The organism is Cohnella sp. GCM10012308 (assembly GCF_042649185.1).
Taxonomy (GTDB): Bacteria; Bacillota; Bacilli; order Paenibacillales; family Paenibacillaceae; genus Cohnella.
This window is the reverse complement of record NZ_JBHRYU010000042.1, coordinates 40,810-60,690: the sequence shown is the minus strand read 5'-3', so window position 1 is coordinate 60,690 and position 19,881 is coordinate 40,810. Positions and strand designations below refer to the sequence as shown.

Annotated in this window: 13 protein-coding genes and 1 pseudogene; 7 read left to right on the top strand and 7 right to left on the bottom strand. The window is 54.5% G+C overall.

Annotated features, from left to right (window positions below; all coding sequences use genetic code 11):
• Positions 1-38 precede the first annotated feature (38 nt).
• Positions 39-1,619 carry a response regulator gene (locus ACFOTD_RS30745; RefSeq protein WP_378123756.1) on the bottom strand — a complete coding sequence of 527 codons (1,581 nt, stop codon included), beginning with the start codon at positions 1,617-1,619 and terminating at the stop codon, positions 39-41.
• Positions 1,620-1,660: 41 nt separating this feature from the next.
• Positions 1,661-3,478, bottom strand: coding sequence for a sensor histidine kinase (locus ACFOTD_RS30740; protein ID WP_378123755.1), 1,818 nt, complete (start codon positions 3,476-3,478; stop codon positions 1,661-1,663).
• A gap of 831 nt (positions 3,479-4,309) precedes the next feature.
• On the opposite strand from ACFOTD_RS30740, the gene ACFOTD_RS30735 reads away from it, so the two are divergent.
• The 5 genes from ACFOTD_RS30735 (at position 4,310) to ACFOTD_RS30715 (ending at position 9,555) form a co-directional block, all read left to right on the top strand.
• Positions 4,310-4,993 (top strand): FadR/GntR family transcriptional regulator, encoded by a 684-nt coding sequence (locus tag ACFOTD_RS30735; protein WP_282906614.1) that lies wholly within the window; start codon positions 4,310-4,312, stop codon positions 4,991-4,993.
• Between the two features lie 170 nt (positions 4,994-5,163).
• Positions 5,164-6,522 carry an ABC transporter substrate-binding protein gene (locus ACFOTD_RS30730; RefSeq protein ID WP_378123754.1) on the top strand — a complete coding sequence of 453 codons (1,359 nt, stop codon included), beginning with the start codon at positions 5,164-5,166 and terminating at the stop codon, positions 6,520-6,522.
• Between the two features lie 90 nt (positions 6,523-6,612).
• On the top strand, positions 6,613-7,488 hold the full coding sequence (locus ACFOTD_RS30725) for a carbohydrate ABC transporter permease (protein WP_378123753.1): 876 nt from the start codon (positions 6,613-6,615) through the stop codon (positions 7,486-7,488).
• Positions 7,488-8,318, top strand: a complete 831-nt coding sequence (locus ACFOTD_RS30720; protein WP_378123752.1) for a carbohydrate ABC transporter permease — start codon at positions 7,488-7,490, stop codon at positions 8,316-8,318. The genes ACFOTD_RS30725 and ACFOTD_RS30720 overlap by 1 nt, the downstream gene beginning before the upstream one ends.
• Positions 8,319-8,349: 31 nt before the next feature.
• A complete protein-coding gene (locus ACFOTD_RS30715) occupies positions 8,350-9,555 on the top strand; it encodes a trans-sulfuration enzyme family protein (protein ID WP_378123751.1) in 1,206 nt (401 codons plus the stop codon).
• Positions 9,556-10,201: 646 nt separating this feature from the next.
• Here ACFOTD_RS30715 and ACFOTD_RS30710 read toward each other — a convergent pair.
• Positions 10,202-10,390, bottom strand: coding sequence for a hypothetical protein (locus ACFOTD_RS30710; RefSeq protein WP_378123750.1), 189 nt, complete (start codon positions 10,388-10,390; stop codon positions 10,202-10,204).
• Positions 10,391-10,706: 316 nt separating this feature from the next.
• Between ACFOTD_RS30710 and ACFOTD_RS30705 the strand changes: the two genes are divergently transcribed.
• A complete protein-coding gene (locus tag ACFOTD_RS30705; RefSeq protein ID WP_378123749.1) occupies positions 10,707-11,642 on the top strand; it encodes a cation diffusion facilitator family transporter in 936 nt (311 codons plus the stop codon).
• A gap of 118 nt (positions 11,643-11,760) precedes the next feature.
• Positions 11,761-12,768, top strand: coding sequence for an SEC-C metal-binding domain-containing protein (locus ACFOTD_RS30700; protein ID WP_378123747.1), 1,008 nt, complete (start codon positions 11,761-11,763; stop codon positions 12,766-12,768).
• A gap of 164 nt (positions 12,769-12,932) precedes the next feature.
• Here ACFOTD_RS30700 and ACFOTD_RS30695 read toward each other — a convergent pair whose 3' ends face one another.
• The 4 genes and pseudogenes from ACFOTD_RS30695 to ACFOTD_RS30680 all read right to left on the bottom strand — a co-directional run bounded on the left by ACFOTD_RS30695 (position 12,933) and on the right by ACFOTD_RS30680 (position 19,852).
• The gene (locus ACFOTD_RS30695; protein ID WP_378123746.1) at positions 12,933-14,081 is read right to left on the bottom strand and encodes a S1C family serine protease; all 1,149 of its coding nucleotides are present in this window, start codon (positions 14,079-14,081) and stop codon (positions 12,933-12,935) included.
• Positions 14,082-14,105: 24 nt separating this feature from the next.
• A complete protein-coding gene (locus ACFOTD_RS30690) occupies positions 14,106-15,239 on the bottom strand; it encodes an FxLYD domain-containing protein (RefSeq protein ID WP_378123774.1) in 1,134 nt (377 codons plus the stop codon).
• A 75-nt stretch (positions 15,240-15,314) separates the two neighbouring features.
• Positions 15,315-15,380, bottom strand: a pseudogene (locus ACFOTD_RS30685) (zinc-ribbon domain-containing protein); the annotation flags it as partial.
• A 251-nt stretch (positions 15,381-15,631) separates the two neighbouring features.
• Positions 15,632-19,852 (bottom strand): S-layer homology domain-containing protein, encoded by a 4,221-nt coding sequence (locus ACFOTD_RS30680; RefSeq protein WP_378123745.1) that lies wholly within the window; start codon positions 19,850-19,852, stop codon positions 15,632-15,634.
• Between the last annotated feature and the right edge of the window lie 29 nt (positions 19,853-19,881).

Here is a 19,881-nt window from a genome sequence, read left to right as displayed (position 1 = left end):
AACCACCCCGAATGGCGTGGTTGGCGTGGTAGATAAGATCACATATTAGGCTGCCGCTTGCGGTATTCCGTGGGCTTCAAGCCGGTCCATTTCTCGAACAGCCGCGCAAAATACTGGGTGTCCGAATATCCGACACGCTGGCATATTTCATACACCTTCAGATCGGTCCGCTCCAGCAGCTCCTTCGCCTTGCCGATCCGGACCTTCGCCAGAAAGCTCACGTAGGTCTCCCCCGTTTTCTGCTTAAAGATCTGGCTCAAATAGATCGGGCTGATGTAGAAACGCGAAGAAAGGTCGGCAAGGCTGATCGGCTGATCGAAGTTCTCCGTCACGTAAGCCTTGATCTCGGCGATCAGGTCCTTATTCTTCGGCATTTGATGCTCCCGCTTGAACGCGATAAGCGCCCCGATCGCCTGGACCGTCCATTCCTCGAAGCATGCGATCGTCTTGAACTTCGAGACCGCCTCCAGCGACAAAAGATGCCGTCCCAAAAAATCGGATTGCCGGAGCTGTTCGACCGACATCGTCCGCGCGCTCGACAGCAGGATATTGACGCACTGCAGCCTTAGATCTGCCGGACTCATGCCGGGCGCGGTCTCCATCTCGCTGAATATCCCGCGGATCACATCCGCGCATCCCGCTTCGTCCAAGTTTTCAATGCCGGCTTCCAGCTCCTCCATTCGTGCAGTGTCGATCGGCAAGCGCTTTTCGTCTATACGGATATCGGGATACGGAATGACGGCATCCGCCCCCTTGATGACCTTGTAGCCCAGCGCATGCCGGGCCTCCTCGAAGGATTCGCTGATGCCCGACGCGCGTCGGTGCACCGTGCCGATGCCGGCGGCAAAATTCAGCTTCAATTCGCGACCGAGCGCTTCCTTCAGCTGCCGGACAGATCCGACCAGATTGCCGTAATCGATGTCCTTATCGTGGGCAACGAGAACGGCGAATTGGGCACCCGAATAGCGGAAGCGGTACACGCCCTTGTACTCGGCCAAGGCCTGCTCGATGTGCCGGTAAACGGGCTCCAGCCCGGTTTCCTTCACGCGCTCGACACTTCTGTCGAACTCCATGAGGACGCATACGAACCGGGAGTGGTCCGCGGGCAGCCCGGCGAGGCGAAGGAGCTCCTCCGCGAGCTCTCCGTGGTCGGCGCCTATCTCGAAAATGTCCCTCAATGCGCTTTCCTGATTGCGATTGTGCACCTCCTGCTTGAGCGCGTCCACTTCCAGCAGCTTGTCCCGGTCCGCGCGAATCGACGCCATGACCTGACGTACGCAATCCCGCAGCTCCTCCTCCTCGACGGGCTTGTTGATATAAAATCGCACGCCCAGCTGCATCGCCTGGCGCGCATATTCAAAGTCGGCATAGCCGCTCAGCAGGATGAACTTGGTCGGACTGCCCGCATCGATCAGCCTTTTAATCATATCCAGTCCGTCGGACTGCGGCATGCGAATGTCCGTAATCGCGATATCCGGGCGCAGCCGATGAATAAGCTCGTAGCCTTCCATGCCGTTGTAGGCGACATCGATCACTTCGCATTCCGGAATATGTCGGCCGATCATTTTCTTTAGTCCCGCCACGATACCCTTTTCGTCGTCTACCAGCACGATGTTCACGCGCTATCGCTCCTTTCGTTTCGCTTCGTCATCTCCGACAATCAGTTCTTCGGAATTAAAATCTCGACGGAGGTCCCGCTCTTGGGATCGGAATCCAGCTTCAAGCCATAAGGCTCGCCGTATTGAAGCTTGATCCGCTCCGCGATATTTTTCAGGCCGAGCCCTTTGCTCGACGGCTCGTCCGTGGATTCAAACCTCGGTTTTTCCGTTCCAGCGCCTTCAACGAGCGCCCGCAGCTCCGCCAGCTTGTCCGGCGTCATGCCGCTCCCGTCGTCCGCGATGCGGATCCGAATATCGCCATTCGCCGTCCAGCTTCCTCGAATCCCGATATGGATCGTCCGGCTGTAGCCTTCGAAGCCGTGATTGATGCTGTTCTCGACGATCGGCTGGAAAATGAGCGGGATCAGGCGGCTGTCCAGCATATCGTGGGAGATGTCGATGTCGAGCTTGAACATGTTGTCGAACCGGATATTTTGCAGCTGCAAATAATAGACTGTATACTCGAGCTCGGTCCGAATCGAATGCGAATGGCCCTCCTTGCCCAGCGCGATCCGGAACATGCGGGCCAGAATCTTGATCATGTCGGCGGTCTCGTCGTCGTCCTTCATGAGCGCCTTCATGCGAATGGACTCGAGCGTGTTGTACAGCATGTGCGGATTGATCTGATTCTGCAGCGCGAGGAATTTGGCTTGGCGCTGCTTGATCTCCGCCATGTATACGTCCTCGATCAGCGTGCGAATCGTGACGATCATTTTGTTGTAGCTGTTCACGAGACTGCCGATCTCGTCGTTCGCCTGCTTTTTCTCGATCGGCATGTACTGGCCGACCTCGGCCTGCTTCATGCTTCGGCGCAGCGCCTTGACGGGCTTCGTTATCGTATAGCTTAGGCCCAGCGAGATCAACGTGACGATCAGGCAGCTCGCCATAATGAGGATCAGGGTCGTCCCCTTGATCCGGTTGATCTTCTGGAGCAGCTTGTCGCGGGGAATCTCGGTCTTGATCGACAGCTCGCCTTGCGCGGTGCTTCCGGTCAATATGATCCGGTGCTTGGTCCGGTCGCCCCCGACTTCGTCAGCGCCGGACGCCAGCACCTGCTCCCAGGACAACCGGCCGCTGGCCGCATCGGAATGATAGACGATCTGCTGCTTCCGATTGCTGATGATGACGCTCATCCCGTATTTTTTGCGGGCTTGCACGAAGTCGTTATCGAGCGGCAGCAGCGAAAAGGGATCCAAATCGATGAGGAGAATGCCCGCATAAGCCCCGTCGGAGCTGTACAGCAGTCTCCCTACCGTGACGATGGCGCCGGCTCCTTTATCCTCATAGTAAGCGCGGTCATGCAGCCCGGTAATAAAAAAGGTGTCCTCCGAGTTGCTTAGCTTTTTAAACCAGGCTTGGGATAAAAGCAATTTTTCGTTCACCTTGCTTGTCGTGTTCGTATATTGATACACGGCGTTGTCCCTGCTGATCAGCATCGCGGCGCCGATCTCCGGCTTCAGCAAGGCAACCCGCATCAGCAGCCGCTGCACCGCAACGCTCTGGATGATCTGCTCGTCGATGGACTTGCTTTGCTTGTCACCGAGGCTGTAGATCAGCTCGTTGTCCACCAAAACCGACTTCGTCACCTTGTCGTATTCCTTGAGGAATTCGTTAAGCGAGGTCCTGATTTGAGACGTATATAAGGCTGCGAATTCCTCCGAAGATTCTTCAAGCCCCGCAGCCGACTGGCGAAAAATTAGGACGCTGACGACAATCAGCGGAACGACGCAGGCGAGCAGGAAGCTTGCCATTAATTTGTTCTGCAGCTTCATGTTTTTTATTATGGAGGCAACGCCGCTTATCCAACCGATGCTTCTCATCCTTCAATCATCCCTTTAATCTTGCAAGTTCAAGCACACTAGCTTGAATGCGTTTACACGCCAATATACAAGACCCTTTCCGTTTCGTCAAAGGTACATTTTATAGGATTAATAAGGGCATTTTTATGATTTTGATATCGGTCGGCCGGTCGTGGCCCCCTGCGTTCATTGACTGCACTGCGGGAATCCGGTGCGTACAACGACCGAGTAAAGCCGCGTTACTCCGAGTGACCTCGAGTGACCTCGAGTGACCTCGAGTGACCTCAAGTGGCCAAGTAACCCCGCAGATCGCGGTCCTTTTCAAGTATCCGCAGTCGGCAACATTTCAAATAAGTGTTAAAAGACATTTATTTCTTTAATCCATGATTAAAATTTCCACATAAGGGTCAAAAGGCAGTTAATTCTGGAAAAAAGACTCCGCGCGCAAGAAATTCACCGAAATAACTGCCTTTTAACTACTATCGACTCTATACCGCGATTAACCGTCGAAATAACTGCCTTTTAACAACTATCGCCCCATACAGCGACGTACTCAGCGGCCGCTATTTGAGGGGTTTGCGTGCTTGAAGCCGAGGTTCCGGACCGAGAAGCCGCTATTTTAAAAAAAAAGGATCTACGGGTTACCTGAAGCGATGAATAGCGGAAGCTGTGTCCGCGGAACGGCAAAAACATGCGATTTTATAAAGATAAAGGATCGCCTGTCCGCCGAATCTGCGCCCGACTCTATCGATACGATCCGGAGGTTCGTAGTCCAATTTTCCATTGACATTAATGGGCATTTTCACTATGATTGACCTGTCTGATAGGTGAATAGGGAAGAAGGAAAGGTTCATGAAGAAGATACAGAAAATTCATCTCTATGAGCAGGTTTCCGAGGAGCTTCAGAACTATATTCAGGAGAAAGAACTGAAGGAAGGCGACAAGCTCCCTTCGGTCGATCGATTGACGGAAATGTTCGGCGTCGGCCGCTCTTCGCTTCGCGAAGCGCTGCGTTACCTGGAAGCCAACGAAGTGGTCCGTATCGAAAACGGCAAAGGCGTTTTCGTGAGAGACATGGACACCTTCCGCTTCTCCGGCAAGGTGAAGATCGAGGTTGAGCGCAGCTCGCTCCTCGCGACCCTCGACGTCCGCCGCGCGCTTGAAGGCAAGGCGATCGAATTGGCCGCGCAGCGCATAACCCCCAAGCAAATCAAAGAAATCCAAGCGTGCCTGAACGAATACCGCAGGCTCAAGGAAAACGGCCAAAGCACGTCCAGGATCGATTTTACCTTTCATCAACTCGTCAACAAGGCGGCGGCTAATCCCATTTTAGAAAGCGTTTTAGATTCATTTTCCGTCCTTTATAACAAGTTTTTCGACAAGCCGCTAGGCAACGCGGGATTATTCGATGCGACCTACCCTTTCCATTTCACGATGTTCGAAGCGATCGCGGCACACGATGTGCGGGCGGCGCTGTCCGAGTTCGACAAGTTGATGAACTCCCTCGAAGAAATCATTAAAACCTATGAAATTTAATCGCGTAAAATAAGCGTTTACGATGCAAGTAATTTTCTTGTAAGAAATATTAACACCCAGGTAACAAAACTGTTGACAAAAAATAGGGCCAGAGATTACGATTATACCTATCATACAGGTTGATAGTTAGACAGTCTGCCGGTATGATATCCATAGAGGAGGGGAATCGAATGTTCACACAAAGTGGAATGAAAACGATTTCAAAATTGGCGGTATCTTCTGTAGCGTTGGCTCTCGTCTTGTCCGCATGCGGCGGCAACGACAACAACAATTCGTCGGGCGCTTCGGCCGGTGCCTCTGCGGGCAATTCCGCCGGCGGAGAGAAAGTTAAACTCCGCATGATCGAAAGCTTGACCTCCGACACCCGGACCGCCGAGCTTCAAAAGATGATCGATGCTTTTAAGAAAGCCAATTCCAATATCGATGTTGAATTGATCTCGCCTCCCTTCGACCAAGCCGACAACAAGATCCGCACGATGCTCTCCGCTAAAGAAAACATCGATATCGTCGAAGCCCGCGACTTGAACGTAGCGGAATTCGTGAACAACGGATATCTGGAACCGCTTAATGAATATACAAAAAATTGGAGCGAGTTCTCCACGGTCACGAAAACGGCCCTCGACGTCGGCAGCATCGGCGACAAGCTGTACTTCGTCTCCAACGGCCTCTATCAGCGGCAAATGTTCTACCGTTCAGATTGGCTCAAAGATGCGGGAATCGCCGTGCCGAAGACCTACCAGGAGCTGGTCGACGCCTCGATCAAGCTGACCGACAAGTCCAAGAATCGCTACGGCTTCTCGTTCCGCGGCGGCCCGGGCGCCAACTCCGTGCCGGACACGATGGTTCTGGCGTACAACGGCGCTAACGTCAACACGAACGACGCGATGTTCCTGAACGACGGCAAGTCGATCTATGCTTCCCCCGAAGCCAAGCAAGCGCTCGACCTGTACGTCAAGCTCTTTAAGGAAGGCTCGCCTGCAGACTCCGTCGGCTGGGGCTTCTCGGAGCAGGTACAAGCGTTCACTTCGGGCGTAACCGCCTTCCTGCTTCAGGATCCGGACGTCATCAATACGCTGAAGGAAGGCATGGAAGAAGGAACCTGGGCGACGGCTCCGATGCCGACCGGCCCGAGCGGCGTCGCGCTGATCAGCGCAGGCGGCGCAGGCTGGGGCATTACGTCCTTCTCCGAGCACAAGGAAGCGGCCTGGAAGCTGATCGAATTCCTGAGCTCCAACGAGCAGAACGTCGAATGGTCCAAGAGCTACGGCACGATTCCGATCCACAGCACCGCGACCGAAGACGCATACTTCAATGACGGTCCGTACAAGACGCTGCTGGATATGACGGCCGATCCCAAGACGTTCGTCAACTACAAGCCTCCGTTCAACTACCCGGCGAACAGCAAGTTCGGCACGGTGTCCATGGAGACCGGCCAACAAATGCTGCTTGGCAAGGCGACCGTAGAGGAAACGCTGGCCAAATGGGACAAGTTCTGGGTCGACGCAAAAGCGGAGCTTGGCGCGAAATAAGCTGCAGAACGACTGTTAACCACAAAGGGAATATGGCGGGCGGCCAACATCGCAAGCCATATTCCCTGCATCATAAGGCGGTGATTCCGGATGAAACAGCGTACATTTATATGGCTCAGCCTATTTCCCGCATTTCTGCTGCTTGGCGTCTTCACGTTCTATCCGTTTCTACGCGGCGTGATCATGGCCTTTCAGAATTACGAGTTGTTCAACCTCAATAATGTCGATTTCGTCGGACTCCAGAACTTCGAGGCGGCCTTTCGCGACAGCAAATTCCTCACCGCGCTTCAGAACAGCGTATACTGGGTTTTCTTCTCTCTTGTCTTTCAATTTTTTTTCGGACTCGCGCTCGCGCTGATGCTCAAGAAGCAGTTCCGCGGACGCGGCGTTTATCAAGGCTTCGTGTTCTACTCCTGGGCGCTGTCCGGGTTCCTGATCGGCCTGATCTGGAAATGGCTGTTCAATTCCCAATACGGCGTCATCAACGACCTGCTGCTTAAGACCGGCATTATCCACGAGCGGATCGGGTTCTTATCGGACCCGCATTGGGCCATGTTCTCGGTCATCGTCGCGAACGTATGGTACGGCATCGCCTTCTTCGCCATCATGCTGCTTGCCGCCCTCCAGTCCGTGCCCGGCGAATTGTACGAAGCCGCGGACATCGATGGCGCCAACGCGTTCCGCCAGTTTTTTAACGTGACCCTGCCCTACATTATGCCGACGATCATCGCCACGACGCTGCTGCGCGTGATCTGGATCTTCAACGACCCGACGCTCATCTACGGGATGACCAACGGCGGTCCGGCCGGGAGCACGCATGTGCTGTCCTCTCTCCTCATGGAGAAGCTGCTCGCCGGCAATTACGGCATGGCCTCCGCGATCGGCGTCATCATGCTCGCGATTCTGATGCTGTACACGATTTTCTACCTGTTCGTGACGAAGTCCGAGAAAGTGGGTGACTTCTGATGGCCGTCAAAGCGACCCTCAAGGGATTAAAGATCTTCTATCTGGCGCTGCACCTGGCCGTGGTCGTATTCCCGCTGTACTGGATCGTCATCACGGCCTTCAAGCCCAAAGGCGAAATCTTCAAGCTGCCGATCTCGTATTGGCCGACTCATTTTTCTCTCAGTAACTTCGACCGCATTTTTACGGTTTCCAAGTTTCATGTTTATATCATGAACAGCTTGATCGTGTCGATCGTGTCCGCCGTCGCCGTCATCATCATTTCGATTTTGTGCGCGTACGTCATGGCGCGATTCTCGTTCCGCGGCCACAAGCAGATCATGCTCGCGTTTTTCCTCACCCAGATGCTGCCGGGCTTCGTGTCGCTGGCGCCGCTGTACCTGATGATGTCGGACATGGGGCTGACGAACACGCGGATGTCGCTCATCCTGCTGTACACGACGGGCTCCATCGCCTTCTCGACCATTATGCTCAGGGGCTTCTTCCAGCGTATCCCGGCCAGTCTCGAGGAAGCCGCCATGATTGACGGCTGCTCGCGGATTACGTCGCTGTTCCGCATCATTATCCCGGTCATGCTGCCGGGGATTGCATCAACGTTTATATTCGCCTTCGTTCAGAACTGGAACGAATTGTTCCAGGCCGTCATGTTCATCGATACGAATTCGCTAAAGACGCTGCCTGTCGGGATGAATTCATTCGTACTCAAGTTCGATATCGATTGGGGATCCATGTCGGCCGGAACCGTAATCTCTGTTATCCCTACGATCATCATGTTCGCCTTCGCCCAGCGTTATATCGTCGAGGGCTTGACGCAAGGGGCAGAGAAGGGCTGAGCCAGTTCTTGCAGGATAGGAGCAGGTATATATGACAACTAGCGAGAGAGACAAAAATCATTTTTATACGGAAGTATCGCACGATTCGGTAGACAGCCGCCATCAAGGCGCCATCACGATGCCTGTCTACCAGAGCAGTCTGTTCGCGTTCGAGACGCACCAGAAGTTCGACGAGGCGATGCAGGACGTATTGGCCGCCTCCGTCTACTCGCGGGGCAACAATCCGACGGTCATGTACCTGGAGGAAAAGATCGCGCGGCTCGAAGGCGGAGAAAGCGCGCGCTGCTTCGCCTCGGGCATGGGCGCCATCTCCGCCGTGATCTTCGCGCTGGTCGGATCGGGCGAGCATATCGTCTGCGTCGATCAGGCTTACGGGCCTACCCGCGAGCTGCTCGCCGACCTGTCGGCGCGCTTCGGCGTCGAAGTCACCTTCATCGACGGCAAAGATACGGGAGGCTTCGCGGATGCGATCCGCCCGAATACCAAGCTGTTCTACCTGGAGAGCCCGACGTCCGGCTTATTTGAAATGCAGGACCTCCCCGCGCTCGCCAGCCTGGCAAAGGCGCACGGCATCATCACGGCTATCGACAACTCCTGGGCGACGCCGTATTTCCAGAAGCCCCTTGCCATGGGCATCGATCTGGTCATGCACTCGCTCACCAAATATTTCTCGGGCCACAGCGACAGTCTCGGCGGCGTCGCCATCGGCAGCCGCGAGCTGATCAACCTGATCGGGCACCGCAGCTACCTGAATCTCGGTGCCGCCATGGCGCCGCAGACCGCGTCCCTGATTACGCGCGGCCTACGCACGCTGCCGCTGCGGCTCGAACGCCACCAGGCCAGCGCGCTCAAGATCGCGGCGCATCTCGCGTCCAAGCCGGACGTCGTACGCATCAACCATCCGGGGCTGGCAGGCTACCCGCAGAAAGAGCTGGCCGACCGTCAACTGAGCGGTTACGGCGGCCTGTTCTCGTTCGTGACGCGACATAGCGTGGAGAAAATGAAGCAATGGGCGACCGACCTCGACTACTTCCGGATCGGCGTCAGCTGGGGCGGCTACGAGAGTCTCGTCACCGTCGGCGCAGCCCCCGCCCAAGACATCGAAGACGGCAGCCCGCTAGCAAGCGTGCGCATGTATATCGGCATCGAGGACCCGGACGAGCTGATCGCGGATATCGAGCGGAATTGGGCGAAGCTATACGAGCCTATGCTTGAGCTGGAAGGCCGGTCTTTATAAAAAGACCGCTCGCTCCCGCCATGTGTGGCGGTCCCGTAAGGTAACACTATACAGCGCCTCTTTGCGCCGTGTGGCCGCTCGGTCCCGTAAGGTAACGCTGTACAGCGCCTCTTTTCGCCGTGTGGCCGCTCGGTCCCGCTATGTAACGCTGTACAGCGCCTCTTTGGCCCGATTGCCTGCCCGGTCCCGCCATGTAACGCTGTACAGCGCCTCTTTGCCCCGGATGAGCGCTTGGCCCCGCTATGTAACGCTGTACAGCGTCTCTTTGCGCCGATTGACCGCTCGGTCCCGAAATGTAGCGCTGTACAGCGCAATTTTTGTGGCTACGATGCATAGTGGGAATAGTACTCAAGAGCTGCGAATGGCGGAGAGATGCACCGTTTGTCTGGGCATCGGCGCTTCCGTGGCGCTGTTTTGGTGAGGAGATACACGGTTTTTCCTGCTAACTTTGCCCCTGGGCGGGGATTTGTGCGGAGATACACGGTTTTTCCTGCTAACTCCGCTCCAGGGCGGGGATTTGTGCGGAGATGCACGGTTTTTCCTGCTAACTCCGCTCCTGGGCGGCGATTTGTACGGAGATACACGGTTTTTCCTGCTAATTCTGCTCCTGAGCGGCGATTTGTACGGAGATACACGGTTTTTCCTGCTAACTCTGCTCCTGGATGCCCGCTCGATCCCGCCATGTAACGCTGTACAGCGCCTCTTTGCGCCGGATGAGCGCTTGGTCCCGCCATGTAACGCTGTACAGCGCCTCTTTGCGCCGGATGACCGCTCGCTCCCGCCATGTAGCGCTGTGCAGCGTCTCTTTTCGCCGGATGCCACTCGGTCCCGCCATGTAACGCTGTACAGCGCCTCTTTGCGCCGAATGTCTGCTCGATCCCGCCATGTAACGCTGTACAGCGTCTCTTTACAACAAAGAGCTGCCCCAAAAGTCATGAAAATGACGCTGGGGCGGCTCTTTGCTTTTATCCAGCCTTTAATTTCCCGGAAGTTGCACCCGATCCGCCGATACTAACTCCTCCCGTTGATAATGAATATCTTTAATAGGATCCATAAAATGTTCATTTGCGCGCAGGAACAAATCGTGATAAGTTTTAATTAATCATTAGATAATAATTATTCTAATGTAGGAAAGCGAAAGGAAGATCGGAATGAACAATTACGATTTTCATCACCTTGATCACGTCAAAGAGCAAAAGACATCCAAAAAGACACTTTGGATCACGCTGACATTAACCTTGTTTTTCACCATCGTAGAAATCGTAGGGGGGCTGGTTTCCAACTCCCTCGCCCTGCTCTCCGATTCGGCGCATATGATATCCGACGTGCTGGCATTGGGTTTGAGCATGGCAGCCATCTATATGGCAACCCGCAAGCCCAACCGGAAGTACACGTTCGGCTTCCTCCGCTTCGAGATTATCGCCTCGTTTCTGAACGGTCTGGCGCTGGCCATCATTGCCGTCGGCATTTTTGCGGAAGGGATCAGACGCATCATTCAGCCGCAAGCAGTCGATATGCCCATCATGTTAACGATCGCCTCCATCGGCTTGGTCGTAAACGTCGTTTTGACGATCGTACTCAGCCGCAGCGCCAAGAAGGAAGAAAATCTGAACGTGAAAAGCGCGCTCTGGCACTTTGTCGGTGACCTGCTTAGCTCCGTCGGCATTATCGTTTCCGCTATTCTGATCCACTTTACCGGCTTCTTGATCTTTGATCCCTTGATCAGCATGGTCGTCGGCGCGATTATTTTCTTGGGCGGGTTCAAAATCATTCGCGAATCCTATCTCGTCCTGATGGAGACCGTCCCCGAAAAGTTCGATCTCGATGCGATTCGCGCAGACATCAACGACCTCGATATCGTCACGGACGTTCACGAGCTTCATCTGTGGGCGGTGACCACCGAGCATTATTCGCTGACCGCGCATGTATTTGTCAAAAAAGACGTCGAACCCTTCTGCGCGATTTTGGCGATTAATCATGTTTTGAAAAGCAAATACGGAATCGAGCATTCGACGATCCAGATTGAACACCCGATTCTGCATGATCACGGAGAGTATGGAAGAGCGTTTGTGCTGAAGCAGGCCTAAGTCTGCGGCCTCGCAAGCCATCTTGCTGCCGCAAGCGCTTGGATCTGAGATCAGGAAGTTTTTATCCTGTCGCTCGCAGGAGATATGTTAAAGTGAATGAGGAGGAACTTATTAGGACATGAAAGGGGAAAGTTGGCGCATGCTCGGCCGTAACGATGCCTGCCCTTGCGGCAGCGGAAAGAAATACAAAAAATGCTGTATTCCCAAATACGATAAGCCTATTCCCGCAGCGCCTCCGCCCAGCTTGCGGAGCTTGGAAAAAGTATTGGCGCACAAGCTCAATCAAAAAAACCGATGGCAACCGGATGCCGTGGAACGAATGTCGGATGACGACATCTTGAGCCAATTAAGTCGAATGGGTATAACCGTAGACCGGGAGGGCTTCCTGCGAGACCTTCAGGAAACGATGTATTCCGATCGGGTAGCCCAGGTGTGGCAGGAACGCATTGGCGCGCCTGTTGACAGTAAAGATTCGATCTTCCCCATTCTCGCGGCAAAACAGTTCAGTAAGCGTTGGGCATCGGATATAATCAGCTTCGACAAGCTTGAATATCTGGCCGATCGTATGATTGAATACGGCTCTCCTCAACAGGAGCAAGAACGTCTGGTACTTCAGCGTACGATATGGGACCGATTAAAAACGAGGTTCATTCTCCAGTTGGGCATTCGTTCATGGGATGAACTTTATGAGCGATTCCCGTCTTTTACGGACTTTGCATGGATACTTGACGATTATTCGCTGACGCTTCGCAATGCAGCTGTAAGCCTGGAAGTCGCTCAAAGAATGGCGCTACTGGAAGAAAGAATCGCGCTCAACCGCGAGCAGGAGGAGCTTTTTTCGGATACCGAGCCAGGTCAACGATTGACCTTGCGTTTAGAAATCGCAGAATCATACGGGTTAATGGATGATTTCTCCAGATCGGATATGGAATTCGAAAAAATAATAGCGGACTACCCGGATTCTGTATGGGCGTACATCCACTGGGGAGATCTATACATAGACAGCGACCGCTCCAAAGCGGTGTCGATCTACAACCTTGGGATGGAACGATGCCAGATGAATGCTGACAATTCGCAGGATCTTAAGGATCTGAAGAATCGTCTTGCCATAATGTCCCAACAATAACCTTGCGTGCACACAAGGCGACCCGACACCGGGTCGCCTCTTTAAGCATCAATGCGATTATTCTGCACGATCACGGAGATTATGGAAAAGCGTTTATGCTGAAGCAGGCCTAAGTCTGCCGGCCGCGCCAGTCGTGACGATTCCGTTGAGCGATTTTTCACAGTCTACAGCTTCTTCCCTTTGCCGGACACGATTTTGAGCGTATCGTTCTCTAACTTGACCGTATAGGTGCTGCTGTATTTGCTGAGTACCGACTCTCCGTTTTTGTTTTCCCAAGCCTCCAGGATAACGGCGACCTGCGCTTCCTTCTCGGTTGCCGAGGTGACGGAAATATCGGTGATGGACACGCTTTGCGTATTCAGATAGCCTTCACGAAATTTCTCGTAAGCGGTTTTAGTCTGCCAGTTGCTGCCCAGTACGCTATAGGCCGACACGTAATCGCCGCCGCTCACGCAATCGTAAAAGTATTGAACCAGGTATTGGGCGTCCGCAGACAGCGATTCCTTGGTATACCCGGACGCGGATGTTATCTCTTCATTGTCCAAACTGAAGGATTCGTTTGCGAGCTGCTCATCCGGGTGTGCGCTCCAATCCTCGGCCATCGCTGCAATTTGGTAAAAAGGAATGCTGAAGCCGATGCTGCCTTGATCGTTCCCCGCCGAGTTGATGCCGATGACCTTGCCGCTGCTTTCCAATACGAGCGGACCTCCGCTGTTGCCGTGCGTGATGGGAGCGGAAATTTGATAGATGCCCCGATACTTGATGTCATCGATATCCATATCGCGGTCCACGCCGCTGATGATGCCCGTCGTTACCGTATTATCCAAGCCCAGCGGACTGCCGAATGCCAGCACCGTGTCCCCGATCTCCGCCTTCGTTTCTTTATCGACGACGATCGGCTCCTTGCCGGCCAACGCATCTACCCGCACCACGGCAACGTCTTTTTCCTCGTTCATGCCGATCAGTTTACCGGAGTAGATGCTCATGTCGTTCGTTTTTACGCGGATTTTGAGCGCGCCGCTAACCACGTGGGCGTTGGTGATGATGTCGCCCTTGTCGTTGTACAGAAATCCGGAGCCCAACGACGAACCGTCCTCCAAGGTAACTTCGACGGATACGACGTGCTTCTGGTCCTCGCGAATCATTTCCTTGAGATCCGGCTTGGCGTTTGCTTTGACCGTGCTGCCCGGCACCCCCAGCTTCGACTCCGCGTTGACTACGGGTGTATCCCAACGTCCGTTCAGTTCATAAGCAGAAAAGCCTCCCGCAGCGAGAATCAAGACAGAGACGATGACCGTAATCCAATTTTTCATGGCGCTCCAGATGCCTCCTTTCTTTTAATTTAGATGCCATTCGGTGCGGGTCACGCTGACCGTGTCCATGCTGCCGAGGTTGTAGTAATAATCATAAAAAGTCCCCGTTTCCCCTGTATCCAATTCATTCGGCGTAACATAGACAGTCGCTTGGTCTACGATGTTTTTGTCGGCATCCAAAATATCGATATAAAGGACCACATCGCTGATCGAACGCGTCGCTGTATTTTTGACAGTACCTTCTATATTGAAATAGCCATCGGCGTCAGTATAGGCGTTAATGGAAATCAGCTTGACCGCCTGCGTACGATTTTTAGTGTCCTCCTGCTCGGCCGCTTCGATAGCTTGCTGAATGCGGCTGTTCTCGGCGTCTTCGAACGTTTGCCTCTGCTTTTCGACTTCCGTCTTCAGCGTCGTCAGCTTTTGGTTCGCTTCATCATATTTCAACGCTTCCTCAATGGTGGACATGGCTTCGGCGAATTGCTTTTCTTTGAGCTGGGCCGTGGCTTCCTCATAGGAGATATCGACGATTTTCTGCTTGATTTGCTTCATCGATTTTTGCGCTTCTTCGCCTTTGTATGCTTTCACGTTATTTAGCAGCGGAACGAGCTCCTCCACCGTTTTCTTCACCGCCGCGCCGGCATTGACCTGTGCGACGACAATCCGCTCTTCCATATTGGCGGCAGAGGAGGCAAGCTTCTCATACACAGGGCCCGAGCGGGCGGCAAGCGCCGACTTCAGCTTATCGGCTTCCTTGAGGGCATCCTCGTATTTTTTGTTCTTCAGTTGACCCTCCGTATCGGACAAACGGGACTGCAGGCTGATCGCATCCGTGAGCAAATCGCGGTCCGCAAGCAAGATCCGATGATCCGGCCGCTTTTCGAGCGCGTCTTCGATGACCGCTTTGCCTTCGGCCAGCTTGCCTTCCAGCGCCAGCTTCTCCCCCTCCTGAAGCAGCCGGTCCACTTGACGGTTGATATTGTTCTGATACAGGTATACCGAGCCGATCAGCGCCGCGGCGAGAATCAGGCTAAGCGTCGGCAGCAGCCAGACAAAAAGACCGATCCGACGCCTTGCGACAGGCACGCCGGAAACGGCAACAGCCGGCACGGGCGAACCGATCTCATAAGCGGCGGCGATCTCCGTCCCTGCGGACATGGCAGCGGGCGCTCTCCCCGGCGCTTCCCATTCCACGATTTCGGCCTGCGCAACGGGCTCTACGGGGCTGACACTGGCACCGCAGCGATTGCAAAATTTGCTGTCCTCCTGAAGCTTCGTACCACAATTCGAGCAAAACATTCCGGTTACTCCTTTTAAGCATGAATGGAAGAATGAAACGCAACACGAAAGCTATAATTTCGACAATATCATATCATTTCCTTCTATTTCCTTCTTGTCATATAAACGAGGTGTGCGGTGACGAAACAATAGACATTTTATTTGTCGAAGCTTTAAGGCGGCTACCGCTATAGGCATAAAAAAACCTTGAATGGCACTTAGCCAGTCAAGGTAAAGCTCGTCCCCCTTAGGAGAAGAGCTTCTTTCATTACTTAAATCAATCCCGAACTTTGAAGCAGTTTCCGAATCATAACCGCGACTTCCGCTCTTGAAATATTCGCTTTCGGAGCAAGGGTCGTGCTGCTTCTGCCCGAAACGATCCTCGCCTGAATGGCGTCGGCCACGCTAGCTTTAGCCCATTCCGCAATTGTATTTCCATCTGCGAATGGTTTTAACGTTTCTGCCGATCCTTCGACTGAGAGCTTGGATTCGAGACCGGTCAGCAACATCGCTTGCGCAATGATCTTCATGGCCTGCTCCCGAGTAATCGTATCCGCCGGTCTGAAGGTTCCGTCTTCGAACCCGTCGATCAGCTTGTACTGATACAAGGTTTGAACAGCTCCGCTGAACCAATCCGTCGACTTTACATCACTGAATGTAGTCGCGCCGTCAGCTAATTTCAAGCCCAATCCACGAACCATAATGGCGGCAAACTCGGCCCGCGTAATCGCTTGATCGGGATTAAACAAACCATTGCCGTTGCCGTTAACAACCATTCTCGAGCCCATGTCGTTTACTTCCGTCTTCGCCCAATGCCCATCTACATCGTCGAACGCGATCGGGTTGTAGACAAGGGAATACGTACTATTCGTTAAGCTGTTTATCTTCGCAAAATATTGGGTCCCGATCACGACGATTTGGGTTGGCACATGGCGAACCGTCCCATCAGGTTCCACGACGATACCCGTTGTTATTTTACTCGGATCAACGCCGTCCGGGATCGCGATCATTCTTTCTACATAAGCTTCAAAACGGGTAAGCTCGATCTTTTGATCTCCGTAGACGGCTCTGATCGTGAATTCAACGGGTGGAACGGTAATGGAAAAATTGCCATTCTTAGCCGCGCTCTCCACGCGTTTCACGGTATCTTCATTTGGAGCTGCCACTTCGATTTGAATGGTAATATCCTGCAGCTCGATAGTTTTTCCGAGTTGTTCGGAGATCGCGCCAATATTGATTTGCCGCGCCGGAATCGTGTAGGTTGCATCATCCGTCTTGATTTCAATAATCGCTTGCTTCTGCTCCATGCTCTGGACCATTCGGCCGCTAAGTTGTCCGATTACGATATCGGACTTCTTGTTAACCGGTATCGTTAAAACGGACTTTTGGCCTTCTGCTGCAAGTTTTTGTTCAAGCTTACCCTCGTCCACGATTACGGTCGTTACGGTCTGGTTGCTTCTCGTTGACGTGGTGGCGGCGCCGATACTTTCCGCCTTACCGTTGACGAGTACATCCACGCCCTGATTCTGCGGCGCCGATGGCGTGGAAGCAGGCGGTACGTAAGTTGATGGCGTCGTAAAGCTCAACGTGGCTGCTGCACCGGCCGGCGTGCCCGTTGCTGGATCGGCCGCGACTCTGACTTTGACCGTATGCGTGCCCGAGAGATCAGGCGCATTCGTGCCGTCGTATCTTACGTATGCTCCGTCATCGACCTGGAACTCCATCGCCGTCGTAAGGCCTGTGATCGTGTTCGTCGCATCGTTGGCGCTCACGCTCGGAGCCTCAGGAGCTGGCGGATTCGTCGTAAAGCTTAGCGTGGCTACCGCACCGGCAGGTGTTCCCGTGGCCGGATCGGCCGCGACTCTGACTTTGACCGTATGCGTGCCCGAGAGATCTGGCGCATTCGTGCCGTCGTATTTCACGTAAGCTCCGTCATCGACTTGGAACTCCATCGCCGTCGTGAGACCGACGATCGTGTTGGTTGCATCGTTGGCGCTCACGCTTGGCGCTCCAGGGGCAGGCAGGTTCGTCGTAAAGCTCAGCGTAGCTGCCGCACCGGCGGGCGTTCCCGTTCCCGGATCGGCTGCGACTCTGACTTTGACTGTATGCGTGCCCGAGAGATCTGGCGCATTCGTGCCGTCGTATTTCACGTAAGCTCCGTCATCGACTTGGAACTCCATCGCTGTCGTAAGGCCGACGATCGTGTTCGTGGCATCGTTGGCGCTCACGCTTGGCGCTCCAGGGGCAGGGGGGTTCGTCGTAAAGCTCAGCGTGGCTGCCGCACCGGCGGGCGTTCCCGTTCCCGGATCGGCTGCGACTCTGACTTTGACTGTATGCGTGCCCGAGAGATCTGGCGCATTCGTGCCGTCGTATCTCACGTATGCTCCGTCATCGACCTGGAACTCCATCGCCGTCGTGAGGCCGACGATCGTGTTGGTCGCATCATTGGCGCTCACGCTTGGCGCAGCAGGTGCTGGCGGATTCGGCGTAAAGCTCAACGTGGCTGCTGCACCGGCCGGCGTGCCCGTTGCCGGATCGGCCGCGACTCTGACTTTGACCGTATGCGTGCCGGTGAGATCCGGTGCATTCGTCCCGTCGTATCTCACGTAAGCTCCGTCATCGACCTGGAACTCCATCGCCGTCGTGAGACCGACGATCGTGTTGGTCGCATCATTGGCGCTCACGTTTGGCGCTTCGGGAGGCGCTACCGCTACGACTGGGTCGGCCTCCGACCAGTAGGCAACTTTCCTGATGCCTGTCGGTGTGTTGTCGTATTTATCTTTCTCTTCGTATTCCGCCATGACATAAACATGCTGTCCCGATGGGACCGTCAGCTCGTCGCCGTCGTGAAGCTCCGTATCGTAGCCGAGATCGGCCGTATCTTCGCCGATATAAGGATGTCTAACGCTGCCCGGGGCCTCGATCCGATATTTCAGCGTCAGCTCGCCGTAGTTCTCGTCGTTCAGACTTCCGTCCGCGATGATCGCCTTCGTCGTGCCGATCTCGCTGCCGGCCGACCAGGACAACCCGCTCACGGACGGCGCCGGCGTTACCGTCTCGCCACGTTGACTGATGCCCCAGCCGACCAAGGTGCCGTCCGACTTCAGGGCGACGATATGCGAACTCCCTGCCGCCACGGCTACGACGCCGCTAAGCCCGGCCGGCGGTTTCAGTCGATCGTCCCCCCATACGACGACAGACCCGTCAGTCGTAACGATGACGGAGTAATTCTCGTTCGCGCCGATCGCCACTGCTTTAGGCAGGTCTTCCGGCGGGAGGTCTACGTACCAGTAACCCCATTGTCTGACACTGCCGTCCGCAAGGAGCGCCAGCGTATGATTGACGCCCGAAGCGATGGCTACCGTTTTCGGCAGATCATCGGGCACCGAGGTCGCCCCCATTGATCCAGAGCCCCAACTGACCACGTTGCCATCCCACGTCAGTGCGGCCGCATGGTTAGCTCCTCCCGAGACGGACTTGAACGGTCCATAAACAGGTTTCCATTCCTCCGGCATCTTGTAATAGCCCGATTCCAAACCGGTTATCGTCCCGTCATTCTTCAAGACGGTAGAGGCAGAGCCGTCGAGTACGAGTCCGACGATATTGCCGTCCGGGATACCGGCCGGCACCGTGCAGCCGTCGCCCAAGGCCGCAACGGAACCGTCCGTCTTAATCGCATAGCCGCAGCTCCTGGACGCATACACCGACTGTACGCCGGTCAAGTCGTCGGGCACATCAATCTTACGACCGTTAATCCAACCGTAGGCTTTGACCGTGCCGTCATCCTGGAGCGACAGCGTAAATCCGTCCCCTGCCGCAATTCGCATATGCGGGGCCGGGAGCTGAACGGGAGTTGTCGTATAGGAAATATCCAGCTTCGGGTTATTCGAACCGGACGCTGCAAATTGGAAAATCCGCTGTCCCGCAGCATCCCACCTCATATTTGCCAGTACGAGAACAAGTTCGGTTTTTCCTTTATTGATATTGTCGCGCACCAGCGAAGCAATATTGAATGTGACCCATACGCCATCTTTATCCTTTACGGTAACCGCTCGCGCATGCAATCCAATGCCGTAGGAAGGCCGATCCGCGGCTCCGGTAGTTGGCTCCGTCCAGTTCCCGTCATGCTGATAGACCGTCAGCTCGGGACTGGCTTCTTCATCGGCATTATTAGCGGTTACATACAATTTCAGATCGGCCTCAAGCGCCGTTCCGCCGAGACCGCTCAGATCGAACTTGAGTACGCCCACATACGCGTTATCCTCATTTGCGCCGATCGATATCGCGCTTGGACAAGAAGCGGTTGTGCTCCAATCCTCCATGTCGCTTTTGTACTCGCAGCCTGCTAAAAACGCGGCGGAAAACGTACCCGGCGAATCCGGCTCCGCGCTCGCGGTTCCGGCCATCGCGATGGGCGGAATCGCCAGCGCAAAGGCCAGCAGCAATTGAAGCTTTATTTTGGACAACAAAGCGAACATCGATCGTGCTTTCAATGTTACTCTCCCTTTCTGCAATAAAATCG

Bases quoted from the DNA above. Each gene is read 5' to 3' on its own strand.
- ACFOTD_RS30725 (WP_378123753.1), top strand. From the start codon at position 6,613: ATGAAACAGCGTACATTTATATGGCTCAGCCTATTTCCCGCATTTCTG.
- ACFOTD_RS30690 (WP_378123774.1), bottom strand. From the start codon at position 15,239: ATGTCCGCAGGGACGGAGATCGCCGCCGCTTATGAGATCGGTTCGCCC.
- ACFOTD_RS30720 (WP_378123752.1), top strand. From the start codon at position 7,488: ATGGCCGTCAAAGCGACCCTCAAGGGATTAAAGATCTTCTATCTGGCG.
- ACFOTD_RS30730 (WP_378123754.1), top strand. From the start codon at position 5,164: ATGTTCACACAAAGTGGAATGAAAACGATTTCAAAATTGGCGGTATCT.
- ACFOTD_RS30735 (WP_282906614.1), top strand. From the start codon at position 4,310: ATGAAGAAGATACAGAAAATTCATCTCTATGAGCAGGTTTCCGAGGAG.
- ACFOTD_RS30740 (WP_378123755.1), bottom strand. From the start codon at position 3,478: ATGAGAAGCATCGGTTGGATAAGCGGCGTTGCCTCCATAATAAAAAAC.
- ACFOTD_RS30710 (WP_378123750.1), bottom strand. From the start codon at position 10,390: ATGGCGGGACCGAGTGGCATCCGGCGAAAAGAGACGCTGCACAGCGCT.
- ACFOTD_RS30715 (WP_378123751.1), top strand. From the start codon at position 8,350: ATGACAACTAGCGAGAGAGACAAAAATCATTTTTATACGGAAGTATCG.
- ACFOTD_RS30705 (WP_378123749.1), top strand. From the start codon at position 10,707: ATGAACAATTACGATTTTCATCACCTTGATCACGTCAAAGAGCAAAAG.
- ACFOTD_RS30700 (WP_378123747.1), top strand. From the start codon at position 11,761: ATGAAAGGGGAAAGTTGGCGCATGCTCGGCCGTAACGATGCCTGCCCT.
- ACFOTD_RS30695 (WP_378123746.1), bottom strand. From the start codon at position 14,081: ATGAAAAATTGGATTACGGTCATCGTCTCTGTCTTGATTCTCGCTGCG.